The 18,639-nt window shown below is 72.0% G+C and carries 15 protein-coding genes; 4 read left to right on the plus strand and 11 right to left on the minus strand.

Translation table 11 applies throughout. From position 1 onward, the window contains the following. Positions 1-23: 23 nt before the first annotated feature. Positions 24-2,201 (minus strand): acyl-CoA dehydrogenase, encoded by a 2,178-nt coding sequence (locus ACFWYW_RS12095; protein ID WP_379609765.1) that lies wholly within the window; start codon positions 2,199-2,201, stop codon positions 24-26. A 60-nt stretch (positions 2,202-2,261) separates the two neighbouring features. Continuing rightward, complete coding sequence (locus ACFWYW_RS12100) at positions 2,262-3,329, minus strand: hypothetical protein (RefSeq protein WP_379609766.1); 1,068 nt, start codon at positions 3,327-3,329, stop codon at positions 2,262-2,264. Between the two features lie 67 nt (positions 3,330-3,396). On the opposite strand from ACFWYW_RS12100, the gene ACFWYW_RS12105 reads away from it, so the two are divergent. Then, the gene (locus ACFWYW_RS12105; protein WP_379609767.1) at positions 3,397-4,818 is read left to right on the plus strand and encodes an AMP-binding protein; all 1,422 of its coding nucleotides are present in this window, start codon (positions 3,397-3,399) and stop codon (positions 4,816-4,818) included. A gap of 19 nt (positions 4,819-4,837) precedes the next feature. Next, the gene (locus ACFWYW_RS12110; RefSeq protein WP_379609768.1) at positions 4,838-5,884 is read left to right on the plus strand and encodes a S1C family serine protease; all 1,047 of its coding nucleotides are present in this window, start codon (positions 4,838-4,840) and stop codon (positions 5,882-5,884) included. Positions 5,885-6,015: 131 nt separating this feature from the next. On the opposite strand, the gene ACFWYW_RS12115 is transcribed toward ACFWYW_RS12110, so the two are convergent. The 4 genes from ACFWYW_RS12115 to ACFWYW_RS12130 are packed head-to-tail and all read right to left on the minus strand — an operon-like array spanning position 6,016 to position 11,400. Beyond that, the gene (locus ACFWYW_RS12115) at positions 6,016-6,555 is read right to left on the minus strand and encodes an OmpA family protein (RefSeq protein WP_379609769.1); all 540 of its coding nucleotides are present in this window, start codon (positions 6,553-6,555) and stop codon (positions 6,016-6,018) included. Then, entirely contained in the window at positions 6,539-7,120 is a 582-nt protein-coding gene (locus ACFWYW_RS12120) for a hypothetical protein (RefSeq protein ID WP_379609770.1), read from the minus strand. Before ACFWYW_RS12120 ends, ACFWYW_RS12115 begins: the two co-directional genes overlap by 17 nt. Positions 7,121-7,144: 24 nt before the next feature. Continuing rightward, positions 7,145-9,901, minus strand: a complete 2,757-nt coding sequence (locus ACFWYW_RS12125) for a BTAD domain-containing putative transcriptional regulator (RefSeq protein WP_379609771.1) — start codon at positions 9,899-9,901, stop codon at positions 7,145-7,147. Continuing rightward, entirely contained in the window at positions 9,898-11,400 is a 1,503-nt protein-coding gene (locus ACFWYW_RS12130; RefSeq protein WP_379609772.1) for a protein kinase, read from the minus strand. Before ACFWYW_RS12130 ends, ACFWYW_RS12125 begins: the two co-directional genes overlap by 4 nt. Before the next feature lie 86 nt (positions 11,401-11,486). Here ACFWYW_RS12130 and ACFWYW_RS12135 point away from each other — a divergent pair, with 86 nt between their 5' ends. Continuing rightward, positions 11,487-12,188, plus strand: coding sequence for a helix-turn-helix domain-containing protein (locus tag ACFWYW_RS12135; protein WP_379609773.1), 702 nt, complete (start codon positions 11,487-11,489; stop codon positions 12,186-12,188). A gap of 55 nt (positions 12,189-12,243) precedes the next feature. Beyond that, complete coding sequence (locus tag ACFWYW_RS12140) at positions 12,244-12,789, plus strand: dihydrofolate reductase family protein (protein ID WP_379609774.1); 546 nt, start codon at positions 12,244-12,246, stop codon at positions 12,787-12,789. Positions 12,790-12,793: 4 nt separating this feature from the next. Here ACFWYW_RS12140 and ACFWYW_RS12145 read toward each other — a convergent pair whose 3' ends face one another. From ACFWYW_RS12145 to ACFWYW_RS12165, 5 genes are all read right to left on the minus strand, one after another. Further along, positions 12,794-13,195 (minus strand): hypothetical protein, encoded by a 402-nt coding sequence (locus ACFWYW_RS12145; RefSeq protein ID WP_379609775.1) that lies wholly within the window; start codon positions 13,193-13,195, stop codon positions 12,794-12,796. Positions 13,196-13,402: 207 nt separating this feature from the next. Continuing rightward, on the minus strand, positions 13,403-15,100 hold the full coding sequence (locus ACFWYW_RS12150) for an ABC transporter ATP-binding protein (RefSeq protein WP_379609776.1): 1,698 nt from the start codon (positions 15,098-15,100) through the stop codon (positions 13,403-13,405). Positions 15,101-15,108: 8 nt separating this feature from the next. Beyond that, positions 15,109-16,854: an ABC transporter ATP-binding protein gene (locus tag ACFWYW_RS12155; RefSeq protein ID WP_379609777.1), complete on the minus strand. Its 1,746-nt coding sequence runs from the start codon at positions 16,852-16,854 to the stop codon at positions 15,109-15,111. Beyond that, on the minus strand, positions 16,851-17,219 hold the full coding sequence (locus ACFWYW_RS12160) for a cupin (RefSeq protein ID WP_379609778.1): 369 nt from the start codon (positions 17,217-17,219) through the stop codon (positions 16,851-16,853). The genes ACFWYW_RS12155 and ACFWYW_RS12160 overlap by 4 nt, the downstream gene beginning before the upstream one ends. Continuing rightward, positions 17,216-18,613, minus strand: a complete 1,398-nt coding sequence (locus ACFWYW_RS12165) for an MFS transporter (protein WP_379640973.1) — start codon at positions 18,611-18,613, stop codon at positions 17,216-17,218. The genes ACFWYW_RS12160 and ACFWYW_RS12165 overlap by 4 nt, the downstream gene beginning before the upstream one ends. Positions 18,614-18,639: the final 26 nt, after the last annotated feature.

Below are 18,639 nucleotides of genomic sequence, written 5' to 3' on the forward strand. Positions count from 1 at the left end.
GCCGGGCCGTACCCGATCTCAAGCTAGCGGCCGGGCTCGGGGTCCCTGGGGAGGCCGAGCATGCGCTCGCCGATGATGTTCAGCTGCACCTCGGTGGTGCCGCCGTAGATGGTCATGGCCCTGGTCGCCAGCACGGCGCGGTTCCAGTAGCCGGCGTCGCCGAGCTTCATGTCGGCGGCGATCACGGCCTGGGCGCCGAGCAGGCCGACCGCGGTCTCCGATACGTGCTGCGCGTGGGAGGTGGACAGCAGCTTGCGCACCGACGCGTCGGCGCCGGGTTCGCCTCCGGCCAGCTGCTTGAGCGTGACCCGCAGGGAGAGCGCGTTGATCGAGTGCCCCTCGCAGATGACGCCGGCCAGCTCCACGGCCTCGACCGGGGTGAGGTCGCGGCCCAGGCGGGAGGTCAGCCCCAGCAGGTCGGACACCGACGAGCCGGTGCCGCCCGAGCCGGACGACAGCGAGACGCGCTCGTTGGACAGCGTGTTGCGCGCCACCCGCCAGCCGTTGTCGACCTCGCCGACCACCAGGTCGTCGGGGACGAAGACGTCGTCGAGGAAGACCTCGTTGAACAGGTTCTCGCCGGTCATCTCCGTCAGCGGCCGGACCGTGACGCCCGCGCCCTTCATGTCGACGAGGAAGTAGGTGATCCCGTCGTGCTTGGGCTTGGACGGGTCGGTACGCGCGATGCAGATGCCCCATTCGGCCACATGCGCGACCGAGGTCCAGATCTTCTGGCCGTTCAGGCGCCAGCCGCCCTCGACCCTCTCCGCCTTCATCTGCACGTTGGCCAGGTCGGAGCCGACGCCGGGCTCGGAGAACAACTGGCACCAGATCATCTCGCCGCTGAGCGTCTTGGGCAGGAAGCGCTCCTGCTGCTCGGGCGTGCCGTACGTGGCGATGGAGGGCACCACCCACGCACCGATGATCATCTGCGGCAGCCTGACCTTGGCGGCCTTGAGCTCCTGCTGGATGAGTACCTGCTCCAGCGGCTTGGCGGCGCGGCCCCACGGCTTGGGCAGGTGGGACATCACGAAGCCCTGGCCGGCCAGCGCCCGCTTCTGCTCCTGTCCCTCCAGCTTCGCCAGCTCGGCGATCTCGGCGCGGATCGCGGCGCGCATCTCCTCCGCGCCCTCGGGCAGGTCGATCTCCATCTCGCGGGTGACGCCCTGCAGCGCCAGCGCGGTGACGGAGGCGGCCCACTCGGCGCTCGGGCCGAGCAGCGCGCGCAGGGTGAGCGCCCGGCGGTAGTACAGGTGGGCGTCGTGCTCGAAGGTGTAGCCGATGCCGCCGAAGGTCTGGATCGCGTCCTTGGCGCACTGGACGGCGGCGTCCGGGGCCATGACGCCGGCGATCGCGGCGGCGTACTCCAGCTCGCGGCCCTCCGCGCGGGTGGCGTCCCACACGGTGGCCCTGGCCTGCTCCAGCGCCACCAGCATGCGCGAGAGCTTGTGCTTGATACCCTGGAACTGGCCGATCGGCCGGCCGAACTGCTCGCGTACCTTCGCGTAGCCGGAGGCGGCCCGCACACACCACGACGCCAGGCCCGTGGCCTCGGCGCCCAGCAGGATGGCGGCGAGGTTGAGCACGTCGGGCCCCTCGACCCCGTCCAGAACCCGCTCAGCCGGTACGGCTGCCGCCGCCGCCTCCACCTTGGCCACCGAGCGCGTGATGTCCAGCGACGTGACGGCCGTCACCGTGGCGGCGGAGGCGTCGAGCGCGATCCATTCCTCGCCGTCGCCGGTGGACACCGGCAGGACCAGGATGTCGGCCATCGCGCCGCCCAGGACGGGCTCGGCCGTACCGGAGACGACGAGGGAGCCGTCGGCGGCGCGCTCGCCCGTCAGCGCGGCGCCGAGCGCGACGGCGCCGGTCAGCGTGCCGTCGGCCAGGCCGGACAGCAGTCCGTGCTGCTTGGAGGCGTGGATGACCGCGCCGGCCAGCACCGTCGGCACGTACGGCCCCGGCGCCATCCGCTCGGCCAGCGCCTCGACCGCGACGGCGGCCTCCAGCAGCCCGTAGCCGGAGCCGCCGTACTCCTCGGGCAGGTGCAGGCCCAGCAGCCCCTGCTCGGCCAGCCCCGCCCAGAACGCGGGCCGCTCTTCGGTGCCGGACCGCAGCAGCTCGGCGGGGATGTTGCGCTCCGCCCAGCCGGTGACAGACTCGCGGAGCGCCTCGTGCTCCTCGCTCAACCCGATCGCCATTACTCATCCTCCAGCGCGTCCCATGCCATGGCAGAACCATATTCTAGAGGATGCTTCTGTCTATAGCGGGCGCACACCTTTCAGAAGTGTCGTCAGATCCCGCCACTGCGTCTTGCGGCCGTCGGCCACGGTCGCCAGCATCATCGCGGGCTTCGTCTTGCCCACCTCGACCACGGCCACCACCGCCTGCGACGACTTGGCGCCGTAGGTGACCTGGTAGCCGAGCAGCCAGCCCTTGCCGGTGGCCAGCGGCTGCGAGCCCGTCCAGGCCAGCGTCGACCCCGCCGGGAACTGCGTGCGCAGCGACCAGCGCGCCGCCCGCACCGCCAGTTCGCGGTAGCCGGACTCGTCCTTGGGCTTGGTCTTGGGGGCCTCGATCGGGTACTTCGCCGAGACGATCATCGTGTACGGCTGCGCCACCTTGCCGATCCGCTGGGCCACGGTGTACGGCGCGTACGACTTGGACTGCCACGGCGTGCCCAGCCTGGGATACACGATGCCCGTCTTGGTGTCGGCCACCAGGCCGATCACGACCGCGGCCTTGCCCTTGTAGGCGGGGAAGGCCTTGGCCTCAGGAGCCGGAGGGAGGGCCAGCTCGGACGGGGAGGCCCCGGCCAGGCTGGCGGTCGCGGTGGCCCTGGCCGGGTTCGCGTCGGGGGTGTCGCCGGAGAAGAAGACGAAGATGAGCAGGACGGCGATGATCGTGGCGATGACGGCTCCGACCATGTAGACGACCCGGAAGGGGATCTCGCTGATGCCCCGCTTGGGCGGAGGCGGGATCATCGGCATGCGCGGCGGCGACACGCGCGGCACGGTCACCGTCTCGACCGCGGCCTTGGACTTCTCGACCGGCCTTTCCACCGGCTTCCGCACGGGCTTCGCGGCCGGCTTCGCGACGGGCTTCGCGGTGGGCTTTTCCGCGGGCTTGATCACGGGGCGCCGGACATAGGCCGTCGTGGTGTCGTCGACCTCGGGTTCCGGTTCCGGATCAGGTGCGGGCTCGTCGGGCAGGACGATCCTGGGCATCTGCACGGTGTCGTCGGGCTCGGCGTCGGCGGGCACGACCACCCGCTGAAAGGGGGTGGTCGGAGCATCATAAGAGGGCACTTGGTCGCCGACGTCCGCCATGACGTCGAGGCTAGACGAGATTGCGACTATTCCCGGGACAGAATCTAATTCTGTAGTCTCCCCTGACATGAGGGGCTTTTACGAGATCGCCACCGCCGACCCCGGACGTCCCGCCCTGCTGGGAGAGGAGACGATCACCTACGGCGCCCTGCACGAACGCGCCAACCGCCTGTCCCACGGCCTTCGCGTCGAAGGCCTGGACCGGGGCGACGCCGTCGTCAGCGTCCTGCGCAACGGCCTCGACTCCCTGGCCGTCATGCTGGCCACCTACCAGATCGGCGCCTACCACGTGCCGGTCAACTGGCACTACACACTCGACGAGATTCTCTACATCATCACCGACTGCCACCCCGCCAACGTCTTGTTCAGCTCGGACATCGAGCGCTTCGACCACCTGCCCGGCACCCCGCCCGAGGACCGCAGGGCCGGATCGATGATGCTCTACACCTCCGGCACCACCGGCCGCCCCAAGGGCGTGCGCAGGCGGCTGCTCGACCTCACGCCAGAGGACGTGTACCCGATCCTGATGCGCAAGAGCTGGCGGCACTTCGGCCTGCCCGCCGACGGCGTGCACCTGGTCTGCTCGCAGCTCTACCACTCGGCCCCCTACGGCCAGGTCATGATGGCTCTGCAGTACGGCCACGCGATCGTCGCCCCGGAGCGCTTCGACGCCGAAGACACGTTGCGCCTGATCCAGGAGCACCGGGTGACGAACGCCTTCATGGTCCCGACCATGTTTCACCGGCTGCTGGCCGTACCGGATCGGGAGAAATACGACCTGTCCTCGCTCACCCACCTCTATCACGGCGCGGCCCCCTGCCCGCCCGCGACCAAGCAGGCGATGATCGACTGGCTGGGCCCGGTGCTGTGGGAGTACTACGGCTCCACCGAGGCGGCGGTCGCCACGATGGTCTCCTCGCGGGAGTGGCAGGAGCGCCCCGGCACGGTCGGCCGCGCGCTGGACGGGATGTCCTTCACGATCGTGGACGAGGACGGCGGCGAGGCCGCGCCCGGCGCGCCCGGCCTGGTGTACATCGGCGGCATCAACCGCTTCGAGTACCACGGCGATCCCGGGAAGACCGCCGCGGCCATGCGCGAGCGCGCCTACACGCCCGGCGACATCGGCTACGTGGACGAGGACGGCTACCTCTTCCTGCTCGACCGCAGGACCGACCTGATCATCTCCGGCGGCGTCAACATCTACCCGGCCGAGATCGAGGCGGCGCTCCTGGAACATCCCGCGGTGGCCGACGTGGCGGTGATCGGCGTGCCCGATCCCGAATGGGGACACAAGGTCGTGGCGCTCGTCCAGCCCGTACCCGGCGCGACCCCAGGCGAGGAACTGACCGCCGCGCTCCTGGCCCACTGCGAGCCGCGGCTGGCCCGGCTCAAGCACCCCCGGCTCATCGAGTACCGGACATCTCTCCCCAGAACCCCCACCGGCAAGCTCAGCAGGAGCGACGTCAGAAAAGAGTATCTTTCCGCCTGACCTGGGAAGATACCCTCGTATGAGGTTGATCGCGGCGGGTCTCGCCGTCGTTCTGGCCGCCGGGTGCGGCGCGTCCACACCACAGGGCACGGGTACGGCCACGCCGACCGGCAGCCCGACCGGCGGCACCCCTCAGGCCGCCCAGGTGGAGTCCGGCTACGAACAGGTCATCACCCAGGTGCTGCCGTCCATCGTGCAGATCACCACCAAGGTGGGGCTCGGCTCCGGCATCGTGTACGACTCCTCCGGCCACGTGGTGACCAACGCCCACGTCGTCGGCCAGGCCACCGAGATGGAGGTGTCGCTGGCCACCGGCGGCACCCCGCGCAAGGCCAAGCTCGTCTCGTCGTTCCCGGCGGGCGACCTCGCGGTGATCAAGGTGGAGGACGCGAACGGGCTGAAGCCCGCCACGTTCGGCGACTCCTCCAAGCTGCGCGTGGGCCAGCTCGTCCTGGCCATGGGCAACCCGCTCGGCCTGTCGGGCAGCGTCACCCAGGGCATCGTCTCGGCGCTCGGCCGCACGGTCAGCGAGCCGCAGAACCCGGGCTCACCCGGCGCTACGATCGCCGGAGCCATCCAGACCTCGGCCGCGATCAACCCCGGCAACAGCGGCGGCGCGCTGGTCGACATGAGCGGCCAGGTGATCGGCATCCCGACGCTCGCGGCCACCGACCCGGAGCTCGGCGGCGGCGCCGCGCCCGGCATCGGCTTCGCCATCCCGAGCAACACGGCCGCCGACATCGCCGGCCAGATCGTGAAGAGCGGCAAGGTCACCAACAGCCACCGCGCGGCACTCGGCCTCAGGGGCCGTACGGTCCTGGGCGAGAACGGGCAGCCCGTGGGCGTGGCGGTGGCCGGGGTGGAGCGTGGCGGGGCGGCGGCGAAGGCGGGCATCGAGACCGGCGACGTGATCGTCTCCGTCAACGGCAAACCCACTCCCACCATGTCCGACTTGTCGGAGATCCTCACCACCCTCAAACCCGGCGACCAGGTCAAGGTCGAAGTAATCCGCCCAGACGGCACAACCGACACCGTGACCGCCACCCTGGGCGAACTCAAGGCCTAGAAACCGCGTGCCAGCACCGCGTCGCCGACCCGCATGGCCGGACCGCATGGCCGGACCGCGTGCCAGCCGCCCTGGCTGCGGTGGGCGGGTTGGCGTGGGGTGGGACGGGGTGTCGGTGCGGGGGATCGGGTTCACTGTGGGGTTTTGACGGTGAAGACGATCTCGACGCGGCGGTTCTTGGCACGGTTCTTCTGCTGAGGGCGGCCGTCGACGGTGTTGGGGAGCTTGGGGCGGGCTTCGCCGTACCCCTTGACCTCGAAGGTCACGCCGGTCAGGCCGCTCTGGACGGCTTGGCGCACGGCCTGGGCGCGGCGGTGGGACAAGGTGAGGTTGTAGGCGTCCTGGCCCTGGTCGTCCGTGTGGCCCTCGATCTTGACCACGCCTCCGGCACCCTCGGAGCGGATCTTGGCGGCCACGGACCCCAGGCGCTGCTTGGCCTTGGCGGTCAGCACCCACTTGTCCACCGCGAACAGGACGTCGCTGGTCAGCGCGACGCGTACCTCGTCGCCCCGCTTGGTCTCGCTCTGGGCGCCGTCCAGGGACTCGGTCTCGGGGAGGATGTCCTCCACCGGGAAGACCAGGTCCTCGACCGGGAGCGTGGCGGTGTCCGGCGGCGGGGTCGGGGACAGCGCGATCAGCAGGGCGGCGACGAGGCTAGGAGACAGGGACATCGTTGAACACTCCGAGATCCGCCATCTCGACGTTGACCTTGGTGATGTCGGCGGGCGGGGCGCCGTAGACGGCGTACATCTCCAGGCCGCCGCCGGGCTTGAGGTGCTGGTTGACCCGGCTGCAGACGCAGGCCGCGTCCTCACCGGCGCCGTTGCGGGCCACCCGGTAGCGCTTGCCGTTGACCGGGTCGATCAGGGAGACGGCCGAGGTGGTGTAGTCGAGGACGTCGCTGCCGAGGTTCGCGCCCACGTACCAGCTGCCGTCGGTGTTGAGGTTGGTGACCGTCCAGGTCAGCGTGACGATCTTGCCCGAGCGCTTGAGCTGGGTGAGGTCGATGCGCAGGGTGTTGTCGTCATGCTTGATCTTCCGGCTGGTGATCGCCGTCAGCTCCCCGGCCGGCGCCGGCTCCCCTGTGGGGGTGGGGGTGGCGGTGGGCGTGGGCTGCTGGGCGGCCGCCTGCTTCTCCTCGCCGCCCGTTCCCTGCCGGTCCTGGCCGGGCAGCATCCCGCAACTGGCCAGGGCGGGGAGCACCAGCAGCAGGGCGAGCTTGTTCCGCATCGTCATGTCACCTTTCTAGGAGGGCGACATTCAGGATCCGTATAGCCCGCGACGCCGCCGCGCCTCCCGCGCCAGCCCTTCCGCTTCGGTGAGGCCACGCTGATCGCTGAGCAGGACAAACTCTCCCATAGCACGCTCAAGACCATCAACCGCCTCATCCACCTCATCGAGGTCGAGATGCGCCTCAGCCATGGCGAGCAGGGCCTGCCCGGCGCCCTTGCGGTCGCCGAACGTCCGGAAGATCTCCAGGGCGGCGGCCGCGGCCCGGGGATCCGGCCGGCCTTCTGCGCGCGAGATCCCGGCCAGAACCAGAAGCCCGTACGCCTCGGGCAGCCGGTCGCCGAGCCGCCGGTTGATCCGCAGGCGGCGCTCGGCCCACTCGCGCGCCTCCGGCAGCCTGCGCGCCGACAGGTGCAGGTTCGCCAGGTCGAGCAGCGCCTCGGCCTCGCCGCGCGGATCGCCCAGCGCGAGGTATCCGGCCAGGCTCTCCTCCAGCAGCCCCCGATCGCCCTTCAGCGCGCCGAGCGCGCGCAGCGTGTCCGTCCTGCCGCGCTGGTCTCCCGCCTGCTCGAAGACGGCCAGACAGCGGGCGTACGCGCGCTCGTCACCCGTCACCAGCCCGAGCCTGAGCGTGACCCGGGCCAGTTCCAGCCCCTCGACCAGCGGCTGGGCGGCACGCAGCGCGGCCGCGGCGGCCTGCGGGTCGCCCTCGATCCGGTGCAGGTCGGCCAGGCCGCGCAGCAGCAGGGCCTCGCCCTGCCGGTGGCCGGCCGCCCTGGCCGCGTCCAGGCCGGTGGCCGTGGTCTGGTGCCAGTCGTCGTGGTGGGCGCCCAGCTCGTAGAACGGCGCCAGGTAGAAGGCCAGCCGCCAGGCGGCCTCGTACAGCCTGGCGTCGTGGAAGTCGGCCACGCACGCGGACAGGAACCGCCGCTCCGACCGCAGCCATCCGGCCGACTCGCGCAGCAGCGTGGTCTCCAGCACCTGCTCCTCGGTCCGCGCGACGGTCCGGCCGGAACCGGGCTCGGCGGGCAGCAGCAGTCGCCTGGCCCGTCTGGCCCGGTCGAGGATCTCCCCCGCCACTCCGGCCAGCACGTCGCGACCCTCCGCGGCCAGGAGTTCGGCGGCGTAGAGGCGGGTGAGGTCGTGCCAGCCGTAGCGCTCCTGGCCGGACTCGTCGAGGCCGCGCGACTGCAGCAGTCCCGCCTCGGCCAGCGCCTCCAGGTCGCCGAAGACCCACGGGGCGAAGTCGGGCGCCGACAGCGCGCCCAACCGGCGAAACAGCGTACGCTCCCGCTCGGCCAGCCCGTCGTACCCCAGCGCGAGACTCCCCCGCACCGCCAGGTCGCCCGCGCTCAGCTCGTCCAGGCGGCGCCGCGAGTCGCCCAGGCGGCCGGCCAGGTGCTCAAGCGTCCAGCCGGGCTTCCTGGCCAGGCGGGATCCGGCCACGCGCAGGGCGAGCGGCAGGTGCCCGCACAGCAGCGCGATCCTGGCCGCCGCCTGCGGCTCCGCCGCGACCCGCTGCCGTCCGGCGACGACCGCGAGCAGGTCGAGCGCCTCCTGCGGGGAGAGCACGCCCAGCTCCATGGCCCGGGACGCCTCCAGCCCCGACAACGGCGAGCGGCTCGTGACCAGCGTCATGCTCCCGGCGCCGGTGGGCAGCAGCGGGCGTACCTGGGACTCGCCCGAAGCGTCGTCGAGCACGACGAGCAGCCGCCGCGACGCCGTCATGCTCCGATAAAGCCGGATCCGCTCGGTCGGCGCGGCCGGAACCGCGCCCTCGGGACACCCGAGCGAGCGCAGCAGATCCTCCAGCACCGCCCCCGGCGCACGCTCGCGCAACGTCGCGAACAGTACGCCGCCGGTGAACGCGCCGCCCGCCGACGCCGCGGCGTGCACGGCGACGGCTGACTTCCCGCACCCCGGCGCCCCGTGCACCACCAGGTGAACCGGCGCGCCGCCCGCAGCGGGCACCGCCTCGCCGATCCACCGCAGCACCTCCGCCCGCCCGGTGAAGTCGGCGATGTCGGGCGGCGTCTCGTTGGGAGCCGGCACGGGCGGCTCCCGCCCGGCCAGTACGTCCGCGTGCGCCTGCCGCAACTCCGCGCCCGGCTCCAGGCCGAGCTCGTCCACGAGCACCCGCCGGGCCTCCTGATAGGCCTCCAGCGCCTCGGAGCGCCGCCCCGCCAGCCGCAGCGCCGTGATCAGCTGGGCCCAGGCCCGCTCACGCAGCGGGTAGGCGCCGACCAGCGCCCGCAGCTCGCCGACCACCTCACCGCCGCGCCCGAGCCGCAGGTCCAGCTCCACGCGCTCTTCGAGCGCCCGCAACCGAAGCTCCTCCAGCGGTACGGCGGAGGCCCGCCGCAGCGGACCGGAATCCACGTCCGCCAGCGCCGGCCCGCGCCACAGCCCGAGCGCCGCCCGGAGCTGATCGGCCGCCTGGGCCAGGCTCCCCGCCTCCCTGGCCCGCCGCCCCCGCTCCACCAGCCGCTCGAACCGGTACCAGTCGACCCGCTCCGGCTCGACCGCCAGCAGATAACCACCGGGAACGGTCTGGATCCCGGCAACGACCTTGCGCAACGCGCTCACGTACACGCGCAGCACCGACTCGGCCGACGCGGGCGGCTCGCCGTCCCACACGAGCGCCACGAGCCGCTCGATCGGCACCATCCGGCCGGGCGACAGCAGCAACGCGGCCAGCAACGCCCGATGCTTGGCCGGGCCGGGCGGCGGCGCGCCGTCCGGCAGCATGAGCGGCCCCAGCACCCCGAAGGCCACGGCGTCACTCACGGCTCGACCGGCTCCAGCGTGAACGCGCTGAACCGCACCCGCATCGCCCGCTCGCCGGACGGCGCCGCGTGCACGCCCGCCACCGTGTTCGGATAGGCCCGGTCCGTGTCGCTCGCCTCGCCGACCTTGCGGCCGTTGACCCACATGCCCAGGGCGGCCTTGCCGCTCTCCCTCGTGCAGCGGGCCGTGACGCGGGTCTCGGTGGTGGTCTTGACGCGGGCGGGGCCGTACAGGATGGCGGGTTCCGCTCCCGCGCGGCGCTTGACGATCGTGGCCTGCCCCGACGCGCTCACCGAGAACTCGTAGCGGTCGCCCGCCCCCTCGGTCCCGTGGCACCAGACGCCGAACTCGCCCGCGCCCTCCTCGACCCTCGCCCGCGCGCTGACCGTCACGCCCCGCTCGGGCTCTTCACGGGGCGCCGACTTCCACAGCCGCCACCCCGGCTTGGCCGTCAGCACGTACGCCGCGCCGTCCACCCGCGCCTCGCCGCCCTGCGAAGCCCCCACCGCCCAGGCCTCATCGAAGCCCGCCTGATACGGCCACTTCTCCCCCAGCGCAGCCGGTACGACCACCGCCGCCCCACCCGCGACCAGCACCGCCAGCCCACCGGCCAGCCACCACTTCCACCGCGCGCGACGAACAGGCGGCTCCGGACTCACCGGACCCGTCCACGTACGCTCCACCACCTGGCTGGCCTCGGCCGGAGCCGAGCGCCGCGCCCCGACCAGCGCGTCCAGCAACTGCTGAGCCGTGGGCCGCGCGGCGGGGTCCTTGGCCAGCGCCCACTCCACGAGCCCGCGCATCCGCTCGTCGAGCCCGTCGAGGTTCGGCCCCTCGTGGACGATCCGGTACAGCACCTCGTGCGGCGCGCCACCGCCGAACGGCAGCCGCCCCGTCCCGGCGTACGCGATCACCCCGCCCCACGCGTAGACGTCGGCGGCGGGCGTCACCGGCTCGGCCCGTACCTGCTCGGGCGCCATGAACGCGGGCGTCCCCAGAATGGCCTGACTGACCAGGCTCTGCGCGTCCACGAGCTGGGCGATGCCGAAGTCGATCACCCTGGGCCCGAGCGGCGACAGCAGCACGTTGGACGGCTTGAGGTCGCGGTGCACGACTCCGGCCCCGTGGATCGCGCTCAGCGCCGTCGCGATGCCGACCGCGAGCGCCTCCAGGTTCGAGCCGCCGAACGCCCCCTGGTCCCGTACGGCGGCGGCCAGATCCGGGCCCTTCACGTACTCGGTGACCAGGTAGGCCGTCTCCCCGTCCAGCCCGGCGTCGATGACCGGAGCGGTGCAGAACCGGGCGACCCTGCGCGCCGCGGCGACCTCCCGCTCGAACCGCCGCCGGAACGCCTCTTCCCTGGCCAGCTGCGGATGGATCACCTTCACCGCCGCCATGCCGCCCGTGGGGCCGGTGGCCAGGTAGACCTCGCCCATGCCGCCCCGGCCGAGCAACCGCCGCAGCGTGTACCCGCCCACCACCCGTTCCGTACCGTTCATCGCAGGACACACATTAGCCAGATACCGCTTTTCCCGGACGCTTCGCACATGCCAGACTGCCTGCTCGGTGGCCAGGAGGGATTGCGATGGGCTTGCAGGTCGAAAGCCGGGCCTCCGACTCGCCCTACATCGATCGGGTATGGCGCAGCCGGAGCTCCGACGTCGCCCGGATGATGTCCGTCGCGGCGGCCCGCTGGGACCTCGTCTTCTGGGAGCACCGGGGCCAGGCGTGCGCCGCCGTACAGGGGCCCGAGACGCGGGCGCGCGCCGCGCCCGTCCCCGAGGACGCGACGTTCTTCGGCATCACCTTCTCCCTCGGCACCGCGATGCCCCACCTGCCCATCGACCGGCTCGTCGACAACTCCGCGACGATCCCCGGCACCACCGGCAGCTCGTTCTGGCTGAAGGGCTCGACCTGGCGGCTACCCGGCTACGACGACGCCGAGGCGTTCGTCCGGCGGCTGGTCCGCGAGGACGTCCTGGCCCGCGACCCGATCGTCGCCGCCGCGCTCGACGGTTCCCGCCCGGAGGTCTCGGACCGCACGCTCCAGCGGCGGTTCCTGGCCGCCACCGGCCTGACCCGCGGCGCCGTACGCCAGATCGACCGCGCGCGGCACGCGGCGATCCTTCTGCGGGAGGGCCGGCCGGCCCAGGAGGTGGTCCACCGGCTCGGCTACTTCGACCAGCCCCACCTGGCCCGCTCGCTGACCCGCTTCATCGGCCGGACCGCCACGCAGCTCGCCGGCCCGCGGCAGCCGGAACCGCTGTCGCTTCTGTACAAGACCTGACCGCCCGTTCCGGCCTACCCTCCCACTCGTACCGAACGACCTAAGGAGCACCGCCATGGCAAGGATCATCTCCAGTTTCTTCATCTCCCTGGACGGCGTCGTCGAGTCGCCCGACAAGTGGCACTTCCCGTACTGGAGCGATGAGATGGGCGCCGTGGTCATGGAGGGCATGGGCAGCGCCGCCGGCTACCTCATGGGCCGCACGCTGTACGACGAGTGGTCCTCCTACTGGCCGACCGCCGAGGCCGACCCGGAGGCCGGCAGGTCGCTCAACGAGAGCCGCAAGTGGGTCGTGTCCAACAGCCTCGAAAAGGCCGACTGGAACAACACCACGATCATCTCCGGCGACGTCGCCGCCAAGATCCGCGACCTCAAGGAGCGGATCGAGGGCGACATCCAGATGTCCGGCTCCGCGACGACGGTCCGCTGGCTCCTGGCCCACGGGCTCCTGGACCAGCTGAACCTGCTCGTCCACCCCATCGTCGTCGGTCACGGCCGGCGTTTGTTCGAGGACACCCCGACCCACCCGCTGAAGCTCACCAACTCCGTGACCTTCGACACCGGCGTCCTGAACCTCTCCTACGTCCCGGCCCCCAGCTGAGCGCTCACCAGGGCCAGAACCCCACCAGCCAGGCCCCGGACAGCACCACCCCGCCGACCGACACCCACCCTCCGGCCAGCACCCCGGCGGCCAGCGCGTACGGAGCGGCGGTGAACAACGCCATCCACAGCCAGCTGATCTCGATGTACCTGCCGGTGGTGGCCGCCACCATGACCATGAGGCCGGCCGTTCCGAGGAACAGCACCCCGGTCGCCCACGCCAGCCGCCCCCAGGAACGGTCGGTCAGCACCGACCCCCGGGGCGTCATGGAACCGGCCACGTAGAGGATCGCCACCCCCGCCAGGACGGCGGGCACCAGCATGATCGGCCCGATGGCCGCGATGAACGTCCCCGCCACAAGGACGCCCGCGCTCATCGGCAGGCCGAAGAGCCCCACCAACAGCATCTGAGCCACCGCCGGCCGCCACGGCCGATCAAACGTCGCCAGGACCACACCGGGATCATAGGCGGTCACGGAGCAACGTCAATGTGCCGAATGCCATGGGATCGTGGCTCGCCTCCGCCCGGGTCCGGCCCGGCCTGCTGCTGGAGACCGTGGCCAGGATCGAACCCTCGGTGCTGGCCCGGCTCGCGACCCGGGACCGCGCCTGACTCAGGAGCTGTTCAGCGAGACGTTCCAGAAGGCGGCGTAGCGGCCGCCGCGGCCCAGCAGCTCGTCGTGGCCGCCCTCCTCCACGATGCCGCCGTCGTCGAGGAAGACGATGCGGTCGGCGCGGCGGACGGTCCGCATCCTATGCGCCACCATCACCACGGTACGGCCGGCCATCAGGTGTTCGATCCCCTCATGGACGGCCGCCTCGTTCACCGGGTCCAGGGCGGAGGTGACCTCGTCCAGCAGCACGATGGGCGCGTCCTTCAGCAGCGCCCGCGCGATCGAGACACGCTGGCGCTCGCCGCCCGACAGCAGCGCGCCGCCCTCGCCGACGTTCGCCGCCCAGCCGCCGGGCAGCCGCTCGATCACCTCGTCCAGCCGGGCGGCGGTGGCGGCGGCCCGTACGTCGGCGTCGTCGGCGCCGGGGCGGCCGAGCCGTACGTTCTCCTCGATCGTGCCGTCGAAGAGGTAGACGTCCTGGAAGACGATGGAGATCCGCTCCATCAGCGCCTCGGAGCTCATCGCGCGCACGTCCACGCCGCCCACCCGGACGGCGCCCGCGTCCACGTCGTAGAAGCGCGCGAGCAGTTGCAGCAGGGTGCTCTTGCCCGAGCCCGACGGCCCGACCACGGCCAGCCGCTGTCCCTGTGGCACGGACAGCGACACCTCGTCGAGCACCGTGCGCTCGCCGTGCCGGAACGTGACGGACTCGAACTCCAGGTCGTGGCCGCGCGGCAGGACCGGCTCGCGGGGTTCCGGCAGCGGTTCGGTACGCAGCACCGCGTCGAGCCTGGCCAGCTCGGCACGCGCGCCGCGTACCTTGCCGCCGATGTCCGACAGCGCCAGCAGCGGGTCGGCGCCGCGGGCGGCCAGCACCAGGATCGCCAGCACCTCCGCCACCCCGACGCCCCCGCCGAGCGCGAGGTAGGCGCCCAGGACCAGCAGCGCGGTGAAGACCGCCTGCACGGTGATCGTCGTGGCCACCACGCCGGACAGCGCCGACAGCACCATGCGGCGGGAGGCCCGCTGGAGTTCGCTCAGCGAGTCGTCCAGCAGCCGGAACCGCTCGTGGGTCCGGCCACCGGCGCGCAGCACCGGCTGGGCCTGCAGGTACTCGATGACCCGCCCGGTCGCCTCGTGGCCGCGCTCCGCGGTCCGCGCGTCGGCGGCGGCCATCGAGCGTCCCGACCAGACCTGGATCGCCGCCACCACCGGCACGGCGACCAGCGCGGCCAGCCCCATCTGCCAGTTGAAGGCGAGCATCACGGCCACGATCGTCAGCGGAGTCACCCCGGCGGCGATGAACGGCGACAGCAGGTGCGCGATCACGCTCATCGCCTGCAGCACGCCCTCACCGGCCAGGACCGACACCTGCCCGACGCGCCGGGCGTCGTACCAGCCGATGGGCAGCCGGGCCAGATGCCCGCCGAGCCGGTGATACATGCCGCGCAACAGCGAGATGCCCATCCGGAACCCGGACAGATCACTGAAGTAGCGCAGCGCCGCGAAGAACGCGACCGCGACCCCGAACGCGACCAGCCAGGGCACCGCCTCCCCCGGCGTGCCCCCGAACAGCGCCCGCAGCACCGGGAACAGCAGCGCGTAGGACAGCCCCTCGGCCACCGCGGTCGCCGTCATCAGGACCACGGTGCGGCGCAACGGACGGGCGTACTCGTCGCCCAGCACACGAAGCAGCATGCGGATCATCAGAGTTCGTCTCCCTGCGGTGATCGGTGGGACTGCCAGAACGCGGCGAACCTGCCACCCCGCGCCAGCAACTCGGCGGGCCTGCCGCGCTCGACGATCGCCCCGTCCTCCAGCAGTACGACGGTGTCGGCGTCGGCGACCGTCTCCAGGCGATGGGCGATGACCAGGATCGTGCGCTCACCCGCCAGCCGGGCCAGGGCCCGGCGTACCGCCTGTTCGGTGTGCGGGTCGGCGAAGGAGGTCGCCTCGTCGAGCACGAGGACGGGCGCGTCGGCGAGCAGCGCGCGGGCCAGCGAGATCCGCTGCGCCTCGCCGCCCGACAACTTCACGTCCTCGCCGATCACGGTGTCGTAGCCCCGTGGCAGTTCGAGCACACGCTCGTGGATGTTGGCCATGCGCGCGGCGCGTACCACGTCGTCGTGATCGGCGTGCGGTACGGCCAGCGCGATGTTGTCCGCGACCGAGGCGCGCAGCAGCCGCACATCCTGGAAGACGAAGGAGACCGACCGGTAGAGCTCCCGGCTGCCGAGCTCGCGCAGATCGACCCCGCCCAGCAGGACCGACCCGTGGCTCGGGTCGAAGAACCGCGGCAGCAACTGGACCAGCGTGGACTTGCCGCCGCCCGACGGGCCGACGACGGCGGTGACCGTACCCGGCTCCAGGACGAGGTCGATCCCGCGCAGCACCTCGTGATCGTCCTCGTAGCCGAACCGGACGTCGCGCAGCTCCACCCGGTACCCCTGCGGCGCGACCGGGCGCGCGGGCTCGCGCAGGGACGGCACCGCGAGCACGTCCTTGATCCGCCCGACCGCGCGCCCGGCGGCCTGCATCTCGTCGAAGCCGTGGCCGAGGGCGGCCACCGGTGCGGTCAGTCCCAGCCCGAGCAGCAGGAACGGCAGCAGGTCGGCGGGTGCGAGACCTCCGGACGTGATCAGGACCGTGCCGCCGATCAGCACCACCAGCAGCACGAACGGCGGCGACAACGCCACCTGCATGCCCGCGCCGATCCCGGAGATGCCGTAGATCAGCCGGGAGAAGATGCCGACGAACTCGTCCACGGCCGTCACGAACCTGCTGTGGGCCCGCCCGGATCCACCGAACGCCTTCACCACCGAGATCCCCTGCACGAACTCGACGACCGAGCTCGTGATCCGTCCCATGGCCGCGTCGAACGCCTTCTGCTCGCGCAGCCTGGCCGGGGTCATCATCAGGGGTACCAGCGCCAGGGCCAGCACGACCGGGATGAGCGTGATCAGCGTGAGCCGCCAGTCGACGGTGAACAGGTAGACGAGCGACACGAGCGGCACCACGAACGCGGAGACGAGCTCGCCCGGCGTGTGGGCGATGAACGGGTGCACGGCGCTCACGTCGTCGCCGACCACCTTGGCCAGTTCGCCGCTGTGGCGCCGGGAGAACCAGCCGATCGGGACCCGTCCCAGCCGCGCCGCCAGTTGCCGGCGGAACATCAGCTGAACCTGGCCGTCGACCAGGTGCCCGATCCCGGACGACGCGGCCGTGAACAGCAGCCGGACGAACAACCCGGCCGCTCCCGCGATCACGACGGTCCAGACGTGGCCGTGGTCGAGCGGGCCGGGCGACAGCAGCGTACGGCCCAGCTCGACGACCGCGAGCAGCGGCGCCAGCCCCGCGACGGCCCCGATGACCTGCAGAACGACCACGGCGGCGAAACTCAGGGCATGGGGGCGTAGCAGCCGCGCCATGCCGGGCGACTCGGTGGCGTTCATCGCTTCTCCAGCCGGCTGCCGCGCGGAAGGGTGACGGCCATGATGTTGCTGGGGATGTCCAGCTCGATGCGGTGCCAGCGACCGCGCGGGACGACGGCCGCCGTTCCGGCGATCAGCCTGATCTCCTCCTCCTGCTGGCCGGGCCGTTCCGGACGCAGGTAGAGGCGGATCTTCCCGATGAGGCAGGACACCAGTTCCTCGGCCTCGGGGTGGATCTCCCAGTGGTCGGCGTGGACGTCGGCGCCGGTCTTCGCGTGGAAGGCGGTCAGCCGCCAGCCGTCCTGGCCGGGGGTTCCGGCCTTGACCTGGCCGTCTTGGTGGAGATGGAGAGAGGAGGCGAACAGATCGATCGGGGTGATGGTCATGCCGGGACGGCCTTCCTGCGCAGGACGGTGAGGGCGATGAGGACGGCGGCGGCCAGGAGCGCGGCGCAGACGGTCAGGCTGAGCGCGTAGCCGTCGGTGAGGGTCTGCGGCGTGAGGACCTGGCCGGTGCGGTGGTGTGCCACGGTGCCGAGGACGGCCAGCCCGAGCGAGGCGCCGATCTGGCGCGAGCTGTTGAGCAGGCCCGACGCGGTGCCGCTCTCGTGGGCCGCGACGCCGGTGGTGGCCGTGGAGACGACCGGCCCGAGGCAGAGCCCGAACCCGACCCCGATCACGACCGACGGCCCCAGGACGTGGGTGATGAAGGAACCGTCCGGGCTGATCTGCCCGAACCAGGCGAACCCGGCCCCGGTCAGCAGCGCGCCGGCGATCAGCAGCGTGCGCGGCGCGGCCCGGTAGCCGAGCTTGACCGCGAGCACGGACCCGGCGACCACCGCGAGCGCCATCGGCAGGAACATGAGCCCGGTCAGCGCCGGCCCCGTTCCGAGCACGCGCTGGAGGTAGAGGGAGGCGAAGTAGAAGGACGCGGCCATGGCTCCGCCGACCAGCAGGTTGAACAGGTTCGCGCCGAGTACCGACCGGTTGGCGAACAGGCCGAGCCGGATCAGCGGCTCGCGCCGGGTGGTCAGCTCGACCCGCACGAACGCGACCAGCAGCGCGATCGCGACCGCGAGCGTCGTCACCGTGGTCGGCGAGGTCCACGCATGGTGTTCGGTACGCACGATGCCGAACACCAGCAGGGTCACGCCGGCCGTGGCCAGGACGGCTCCGAGCACGTCCGGACGACCATGGCGAACCGGCGCCGGTTCCGCGGCGACACCTCTCCAGGCCAGGGCCAGCGCGCCGGCGGCCATCGGCACGTTCACGAACATCACCCAGCGCCAGCTCGCGTACTCGGTGAGCAGACCTCCGATCAGCACGCCGAGCGCCCCGCCCGCCGCGTTGGTGGCGCTCCAGACGCCGAAGGCGCGCACCCGCTCCCTGCCCCCGGGAAACGTCGTGGCCAGCAGCGACAACGCGGCCGGAGCCAGCGCGGCGGCCCCGATGCCCTGGGCGGCGCGGGCGGCGATCAGATGGCCGGGTTCCTGGGCGAAGCCGCCGATGAGCGAGGCGAGGCCGAACAGGCCGAGGCCCAGCAGAAGGACCTGTTTACGGCCATACCGGTCGGCCGCCTTGCCGCCGAGCAGGAGCAGCCCGCCGAAGGTGAGCGCGTAGGCGTGGATCACCCAGGTCAGTCCCACCGCGCTGAAGCCGAGGCCGGCCGCGATCTGCGGGAGTCCGACGTTGACCACCGACAGGTCCAGCGACACCATGAACTGCACGACCGCCACCGTCGCCAGCGTGGACCCCGTGCGTGTGCGGACCGATATCGTCATGCCCGCAATCGTGGTCGAGCCGCAGC

The organism is Nonomuraea sp. NPDC059023 (genome assembly GCF_042740095.1).
Taxonomy (GTDB): domain Bacteria; phylum Actinomycetota; class Actinomycetes; order Streptosporangiales; family Streptosporangiaceae; genus Nonomuraea.

Excerpts from the sequence above, each read along its gene's own strand:
- ACFWYW_RS12095 (WP_379609765.1), bottom strand. The coding sequence starts at position 2,201 with ATGGCGATCGGGTTGAGCGAGGAGCACGAGGCGCTCCGCGAGTCTGTC.
- ACFWYW_RS12100 (WP_379609766.1), bottom strand. The coding sequence starts at position 3,329 with ATGGCGGACGTCGGCGACCAAGTGCCCTCTTATGATGCTCCGACCACC.
- ACFWYW_RS12105 (WP_379609767.1), top strand. The coding sequence starts at position 3,397 with ATGAGGGGCTTTTACGAGATCGCCACCGCCGACCCCGGACGTCCCGCC.
- ACFWYW_RS12110 (WP_379609768.1), top strand. The coding sequence starts at position 4,838 with ATGAGGTTGATCGCGGCGGGTCTCGCCGTCGTTCTGGCCGCCGGGTGC.
- ACFWYW_RS12115 (WP_379609769.1), bottom strand. The coding sequence starts at position 6,555 with ATGTCCCTGTCTCCTAGCCTCGTCGCCGCCCTGCTGATCGCGCTGTCC.
- ACFWYW_RS12120 (WP_379609770.1), bottom strand. The coding sequence starts at position 7,120 with ATGACGATGCGGAACAAGCTCGCCCTGCTGCTGGTGCTCCCCGCCCTG.
- ACFWYW_RS12130 (WP_379609772.1), bottom strand. The coding sequence starts at position 11,400 with ATGAACGGTACGGAACGGGTGGTGGGCGGGTACACGCTGCGGCGGTTG.
- ACFWYW_RS12135 (WP_379609773.1), top strand. The coding sequence starts at position 11,487 with ATGGGCTTGCAGGTCGAAAGCCGGGCCTCCGACTCGCCCTACATCGAT.
- ACFWYW_RS12140 (WP_379609774.1), top strand. The coding sequence starts at position 12,244 with ATGGCAAGGATCATCTCCAGTTTCTTCATCTCCCTGGACGGCGTCGTC.
- ACFWYW_RS12145 (WP_379609775.1), bottom strand. The coding sequence starts at position 13,195 with ATGCTGTTGGTGGGGCTCTTCGGCCTGCCGATGAGCGCGGGCGTCCTT.
- ACFWYW_RS12150 (WP_379609776.1), bottom strand. The coding sequence starts at position 15,100 with ATGCTGCTTCGTGTGCTGGGCGACGAGTACGCCCGTCCGTTGCGCCGC.
- ACFWYW_RS12155 (WP_379609777.1), bottom strand. The coding sequence starts at position 16,854 with ATGAACGCCACCGAGTCGCCCGGCATGGCGCGGCTGCTACGCCCCCAT.
- ACFWYW_RS12160 (WP_379609778.1), bottom strand. The coding sequence starts at position 17,219 with ATGACCATCACCCCGATCGATCTGTTCGCCTCCTCTCTCCATCTCCAC.
- ACFWYW_RS12165 (WP_379640973.1), bottom strand. The coding sequence starts at position 18,613 with ATGACGATATCGGTCCGCACACGCACGGGGTCCACGCTGGCGACGGTG.